General features: G+C 55.5%; 7 protein-coding genes. 3 read left to right on the top strand and 4 right to left on the bottom strand.

What is annotated here, in order from left to right; translation table 11 throughout:
* On the top strand, nt 1-1271 hold a 1271-nt coding region (locus tag VGG64_24645), incomplete at its 5' end, for a hypothetical protein (GenBank protein ID HEY1602816.1).
* 196 nt (nt 1272-1467) lie between these two features.
* Here VGG64_24645 and VGG64_24640 read toward each other — a convergent pair.
* Nucleotides 1468-2340: a hypothetical protein gene (locus VGG64_24640; protein ID HEY1602815.1), complete on the bottom strand. Its 873-nt coding sequence runs from the start codon at nt 2338-2340 to the stop codon at nt 1468-1470.
* 749 nt (nt 2341-3089) lie between these two features.
* Here VGG64_24640 and VGG64_24635 point away from each other — a divergent pair.
* Nucleotides 3090-3386 (top strand): hypothetical protein, encoded by a 297-nt coding sequence (locus VGG64_24635; protein ID HEY1602814.1) that lies wholly within the window; start codon nt 3090-3092, stop codon nt 3384-3386.
* Between the two features lie 150 nt (nt 3387-3536).
* Complete coding sequence (locus tag VGG64_24630; GenBank protein ID HEY1602813.1) at nt 3537-4217, top strand: NUMOD3 domain-containing DNA-binding protein; 681 nt, start codon at nt 3537-3539, stop codon at nt 4215-4217.
* Here the strand turns inward: VGG64_24630 and VGG64_24625 are convergent.
* From VGG64_24625 to VGG64_24615, 3 genes are all read right to left on the bottom strand, one after another.
* The gene (locus tag VGG64_24625; protein ID HEY1602812.1) at nt 4214-4609 is read right to left on the bottom strand and encodes a hypothetical protein; all 396 of its coding nucleotides are present in this window, start codon (nt 4607-4609) and stop codon (nt 4214-4216) included. The two genes, VGG64_24630 and VGG64_24625, sit on opposite strands and share 4 nt — an antisense overlap.
* Before the next feature lie 26 nt (nt 4610-4635).
* Nucleotides 4636-5571 carry a restriction endonuclease gene (locus VGG64_24620; GenBank protein ID HEY1602811.1) on the bottom strand — a complete coding sequence of 312 codons (936 nt, stop codon included), beginning with the start codon at nt 5569-5571 and terminating at the stop codon, nt 4636-4638.
* A 12-nt stretch (nt 5572-5583) separates the two neighbouring features.
* Nucleotides 5584-6224, bottom strand: a 641-nt coding sequence (locus VGG64_24615; protein ID HEY1602810.1) for an HNH endonuclease, incomplete at its 5' end; no start/stop codon positions are given.

Genomic DNA, 6224 nt, shown 5'->3' with positions numbered 1-6224 from the left:
ACCGACCCGCGAATCTCTACCCAGATTTCAGTTTTCTGCCGCCCCCTGGCGATTACGAGGGCCGGGTTTTCCGCTTGAGTCAGGACTATCCCGCCAAACCATCCGGCCCAGACGTACTTCCGGCGTTTTTGAAGGTTGACTTCCGTAAGGAATGGCGGCGTTACATCATAGAGGTGCGTGATTACTGCTTCAAAGACAATGTCGCTGGAGGTAATGTCGAAGACGATTTTCAAGTCGCTAAATCCAAACCCCCATACTGGTTTCACATGCCGTGGCAGCATTTTAGTCCGATGGGGCGTGAGGGCGTGCATGGGCTTACGAAAGAAGCCCCCATTCAGCCACAGCAGCTCGCTGTGTCGCAAACCGCCTCGGGGCAAACGTACGCCGTTGCATTTTACAATAGGTCGGCAGCGTACACCATTGGTCAGACCTGGCCATCCAAGAAGCCAAACCTTGGCGATGCGCAATTTCAACACGGGGCAGTGATCTTCAAACTCCTGTTCGCAGACATTCCGACTGCACAAGTGCCGAGCCTTGCGACCCCGCTGATCTGGCGCGCATACATCACGGAGACTTTTGCGTCGAACACTCGAGTCTTCAAAGACCTTGCCCTTATTCAGATGGACATCATGGTCAGGGATGACCAGTCACCGTGCGGTTGGGTGTTTGGCACGTTTCAGTATAACGGGCGACGAAAAGGTGCACGGCCCGCGAGCTGGGATAACTTGGTACCGGTAGGGCTTCAATGGGGCAACGATCCTGACATTACCGAGCACAATGTTAATTTGCACCCTTCTAAAACGATTAGAAACCCGAAATTGCGCGAAACGATTATCAATGAAGACGATGAAGAGCTTCCCCCTACGCACTTAGGCTGGAACGGCCGACTCAACGGGCCGGTAGATAATTCTTCAAGCTCGTGCATGAGTTGCCACGCTACCGCGCAGATGCGTCAGGAGTCCGAGCTTGGGCCAATGTTCAAAGACAACGCACCGAAACCCGGTTCGACGGAATGGATGCGATGGTTCAAGAACTATAAATGTGGCAGTCGGTTTGATGCCCACGTACCGTCGGCTGATTTTTGCTTGCAACTCGCGATAAGTGCCAAGAACTACCAGGCATGGATGGGAGAATCGCATGGCATCCATGCGGGTAATTACCGGTACCTGGCTGAAAAAGCCAGGCGGCTCAAAAAAGCGTCTCAGTTTACGGAGACGATCATCGAAAGCGGCAAGCCAGTCGAACGACCAAAGCAGCAGCGCAATTTTTAGCTAGCAGCCTGTTGAAATAATCCCGCAACAGGGGTTGCTAGCTTCGTGGCGCACGGCGTTTTTGCAGCTAGCGTCGTGGCCAAACCGAATATTTCAACAGGCTGCTAGGCAGGCCAGTCAACCGCTCCGTGCAAAGTACCATTTGGTGTCGCTGGAAACCGGCCACCATTTGGTGGCTTGGCAAGGTTATTGGCATTTAGCCAGATTTTGGCGGCACCAATGAGCTGGACGGCGGCAGCTCTAATGACGTAGACGGTGGGGTATCCAATGAGGGCGGCCCTGCACCAGGATCATTTAGCTGTTCAAGTAACAACGTAGTGGCTTGTCTACCAGCTTCAAGAAGCGGATACCATTCCTTAGCTTTGATGACAATAGTATTTAGTGTACCTGCGATGGACACCAGCTTTTGCCAAATGCCTTTATGTTTGGCCGCTACGTCCTTGCAAGACTTTTGATGCATCGCAAATTGCCCGATCATCGAGGCAAGCGAGTCTCCGAACGCCTTGGCCCCATGGATGTCATACAGGTCAATAGAGCGTAAAACACTCGACAACAAATCCAAAACCCATCTGCGGAGCGGCTTAGCTAGATCGCTTGCCTTAACTTGCTCAATTAGCTCCATCACAGCTTGCTTAATATCACGTATTTCATCCGCCCCAAGTTCGTAACCCTTGGGTAACGAATTAGCACATAACTCTAGCTGAAAGAGCACCTCGCTGGTTAAATGCTTAGCACTTGCAGCCCATCCGTCGTTTAGATTGTGTGGCGTGGCCACCGCCTTTAACGGCTCAATGCACCGCAGATACAGTTCTGCCTCGTCGGGGCGTGTGTCACGAATGGCTTGCGTAATCTCATCCAAAGCATCCACAATCGCATTTAGCGAGCGATAAAGAACAAATGTTGTTTCGTTGTTCAGTGGCGTCTTTGGTTGGACGGTGTCATCGATAAGAACTCGCCGCCATACGACGTGAACCGTGATATTGGTCGGCTGTGCTTTCGCATTGGAAAAAATCTTGTGAAGACGCTTGGCGGTGTTTATCTGTGATTCGACGGGCGGGGGCGTTGTCATAGTCACCCTTCCGATTGGTTGCGGCAGCAATGTGCGCTGCATTCTAGCACATGCGTGTTGACGGTCACAACCGATGCCCAGCCGACTAGATACAGCATGAGCACGTTACACGACGGCCTAAAGACAAAACGTTACACGGCATCGGCCCTGGGCTTTTTGCACCGATGACGTTGCCAAGCAATTTGAAGCCGATCTGGGCCAAACGGAGAAGGACGGCTTCACCTCCACACGAGCCAAAGCCCAGGCCGTTGCCGAATCCAAGGCAGGCGAATCCGCCTATGTCCCGGTAATCACGGACACGACCCTGCGTCGGGACACACGCGGTACGGCCGCAGACTCGACGTGAAGGCCAATGCCAAAATGCTCAGCCTCCAACGAGTGGATGGTCAGCGCATTCTACCACGACACCGGCAGCCGTTCCTTGGGCCATGACGGTCGTTGGGCATGCTGGGGGTGCCGCGCCGCCGCCCGACTGCCGATCTCTTTCGGCAAACGGGCGAGGGCGCGGTGACGCGTATTTTCCGCGCCGTTTCTTGGTCTCGGCATTTGGTGTCCGGCGTTTTCGGCCCCGCCGAAGCGACACTCGGAGAATTGGGCATCGCCGACTGCCAGGGGTACTACCCGGCAGCTTTCGGCTTGGCAACATTTTCAAGCTTTCTCGCGAATTGACTGTTGGCCCTCCGGTCAGCAAAATGCTTGAATGCCGTTACGTTGGATGCGTGGTTTCTTTGGCCATACCAGGAGGCATCATGAAATCTCGACCGCTATTAAAATCTGGGGCGCGGCTTGCCGTGCGTCGACCTCGGACCAAATCATTCCAAAGCATCCGCATCACGAAGCAGCTTCGCTGTACTCGTGTTTCACCGACAGAAGACTATGCTGACGATATCAAGGCTCTTCAGACGGTCGGACTCCGTTTGAATCGCGCCCAAGCACGCACCTTAGCAACTCATTTACTTGCCGCCGCTGACGACGACAACAAGGCCTGGAACGAAATGCTTTTAACTGGCTTTCGTTTCAAAAAAGACAGGGAAGGAGCGTATTGAGTTACCTTGGTTGGCGCGTACAAAAGCTAATCAGAAACACGGCACCGAGAAACTACGCGCGCCAACGCTGATGAAAAGGCTCCATCAGCAACTTCCACAGCTCACGCCGTTACGGTTTAGCGCAGGCCGAAGCGGCGAAAGGCGCCGATGATGCTCACCCAAGAACGCTTTCGCCTCCGCTTCGGTCGCTACGAGACGCCCGAATTCCGCTACGGCGCCCGCGTCACCGACGCAGCACGCGGCCAGGTCCGGATCGTGGGCTTGAGCGGAGGCCGCATTCCCTGGCCCATCGGCAAAGCCAATGGTGCTAAGTCGCTGGTGCTCTACAAGGGGCTAGCTCGGGCTCTTAGCCGCGAGTCGGGCCCAGCGGTGTGCCACTGGTGGGGCATTGCGCCCTGCACCGTGCGAAATTGGAAACGGCTGCTTGGCGTCTCGGGTGACACTGATGGAACGCGGGCCGTACGCTCGCTGAGCTTCCTGGGCACAGCCGGCAAGAAAGCCCGAGCAGCAGGCGTTCTAAAATCGCGAGATCCAGCACGACGCGCAAAGATCTCCGCTGCCCTGCGCGGTAAACGACGGTCGGCTGCGGTTGTCGAGAAAATGCGGCAATCCAAGTTGGGCACACGCCACACCGACGAAACCCGCCGCAAGATGAGCGAGGCTCATCGCCGCCGTGGAACCAGACCACCGAAAGCTGGCCGTCCTTGGTCGGCTGCGGAAGACGCATTGCTCTCGGCTTTGCCATCGGCAGAGGCAGCTCGAAAGACCAAACGCACGGTGAACGCCGTCAAGCAGCGCCGCTGGAAGCTGAGGCAAAAAGCAAGTGCCTAGCCGTCAGTCGAAAGGCCCAGATACTTCGCAAGTTCACGCTCCAACCGTCTTTCCTGGCGCTGAATGCGCTTAATCGCCTGACTGCGGATTTCCGGTGAAAGCAGGTCGAGACCCTCAACGTGCATGAAATCTTGGCCTTGCTCGTGTTCCTCGTCGTAGCAAGTGATCAGGCTGATTTCGAAGACGCGGCAGCCTTCAGCATGGAGAAAAGCAGCCAGTCGCGTGCGCAAGGCGAAATAATCGCCCTCCAGGTCGATGCCGATGGTCGGATTGCGAAACGCGTGACCACGGCCACCTTGGCAACAGGTAAAGGTCCTGAAGCCGGCTTCCCAGAGCCGTAGGACTGTCGCACGTATTCCTGCGTCGAAGTCGCTGGGGTCAAGGTCGTCCATAACCGGTATTCCAACACTAGGCGCGATTAGCCGTCATCTTCGTCGAAAAAGTCGTGCGAAACTTCCTTCAACTCGTAGAGCTTCGTTGTCGTGACGCCCACGTTGTGAGCCATCATCAGTTTAGCGACTTGCTCGCCGTCGATCAAAACGACCCGCTTACCTTGGATATGACTGACAAACTCGGTGGCATCGGCCGTGAAGTACGAAGTGGTGATGATCACTCCCTTGGTGGCTTTGTAGTAATCCATACTGCCGACGAAGCCTTGAACAACTGGCCGGCCCACAGGTCCTTCCCAGCGTTTGGCCTGAATGCATACCACGTCGAGCCCAAGCTTGTCTTCGCGAATAACCCCGTCGATCCCGCCATCACCTGGTTTACCGGTCGTCACGCTGTCGCCCGAAATGCCGTAGCCCATCGCCCGAAGCAACTTGACCACAGTGCGTTCAAAGAAGGCAGGCGATGCTTCTTTGATCTTGGTCAGCAAATCTTCGACTGTGACCTTAATGAGCTGCTGGTAGGAACTGTCCAGTAGCTCCAACGGCGTCAGTGGAGTGTCCGATGTTGGTGTGCTGGTTTGTGGCTCGTCGCTGTCAGAACGCTTGCATTTGAACTCGACAAAGCTTGGAAACTGCTCAAGGAAATCGTTGTCGATCCGCTCGGGATTCTGTCCCAGCGCGCGCCGGCCAGCTTCAGTAACCTGAACTTTACCTCGCGATGGATTTGAAAGTAGGCCCGCATTTTTCAGATAGGTCTTCGCCCAGCCGACTCGATTGGCAAAAATCGTTTGCTGACCGCTCGGTAGCATCAACACTCGATCTTCCTTGCTGATGCACATGGTTTCGGCCAGGGTCGCGGTCACGTCGCGCATCGTATGAAGGTTGCCGTCTTCAAGTGAACGGAGCAGCGGTAGCATTAATGCCTGATAGTCGGGCAGAGCCGGTTTCCGGTCAATAAGCGACATGGGGCAAAACCTCTATAGTCCAGGCAATTCGTCCAAATAGCGATGCCAGCCTGCCGGCAGGGGAATCAACTCTTTCCCCTTGAGCCAGGTGAGCCCGTTGGCGTTGGCAACCTGCCCGTATGTCCATTCCGCCACTTTCACAGACGCTGTCAGATTAGCGACCATCTGACGTTCTTCGCAAGCAAACCCCAGTTGAGGACCAAACTCATCATTACGCTCGCGCCAGGACGCCAGATGCTCCGTGGATGCCACATGATCAGCCTTTGCCGCGTTGCACGAGTCATGCGCTAATACGAAGTTGTGGCCCAGATCAACCGGATAGCGCGACCAGGGAATAAAGTGGTCGACCTGGCTGGCGCCGCGTCGAAGTGGGCTGGAGCAGTAGAAACAGCGGCCGTGCTGTAGGTCTTCGAGCACCGGTTGCAGCGCGGCAAGGTTCGCACGTTCACTCCCAAACAGGAATTCAGCCAGGTCCGTCGTTGAGCCCAGGATCGGCTGGTTTTTCGGTAGAGCGCGCACCAAGCGGAGCCAAGCACCTCGGAATAGGTCGGTCAAAAGCTCGTAGAACTGCCGAAAGCAGTATGCTACGCCCGGCCGTAACTCGATGGAGCTGCCGGTTGGGCCTTTGACGTACAGGAAATCGAGCTGTTCCG

Source organism: Pirellulales bacterium, from assembly GCA_036490175.1.
In the GTDB taxonomy this organism is placed as follows: Bacteria; Planctomycetota; Planctomycetia; order Pirellulales; family JACPPG01; genus JACPPG01.
The sequence above is the reverse complement of the archived record's forward strand: the minus strand, read 5'-3'. Positions and strand labels throughout refer to the sequence as shown.

Coding starts and splice junctions, on each gene's coding strand:
- VGG64_24625 (HEY1602812.1), bottom strand. CDS start 4,609: ATGGACGACCTTGACCCCAGCGACTTCGACGCAGGAATACGTGCGACA.
- VGG64_24640 (HEY1602815.1), bottom strand. CDS start 2,340: ATGACAACGCCCCCGCCCGTCGAATCACAGATAAACACCGCCAAGCGT.
- VGG64_24620 (HEY1602811.1), bottom strand. CDS start 5,571: ATGTCGCTTATTGACCGGAAACCGGCTCTGCCCGACTATCAGGCATTA.
- VGG64_24630 (HEY1602813.1), top strand. CDS start 3,537: ATGCTCACCCAAGAACGCTTTCGCCTCCGCTTCGGTCGCTACGAGACG.
- VGG64_24635 (HEY1602814.1), top strand. CDS start 3,090: ATGAAATCTCGACCGCTATTAAAATCTGGGGCGCGGCTTGCCGTGCGT.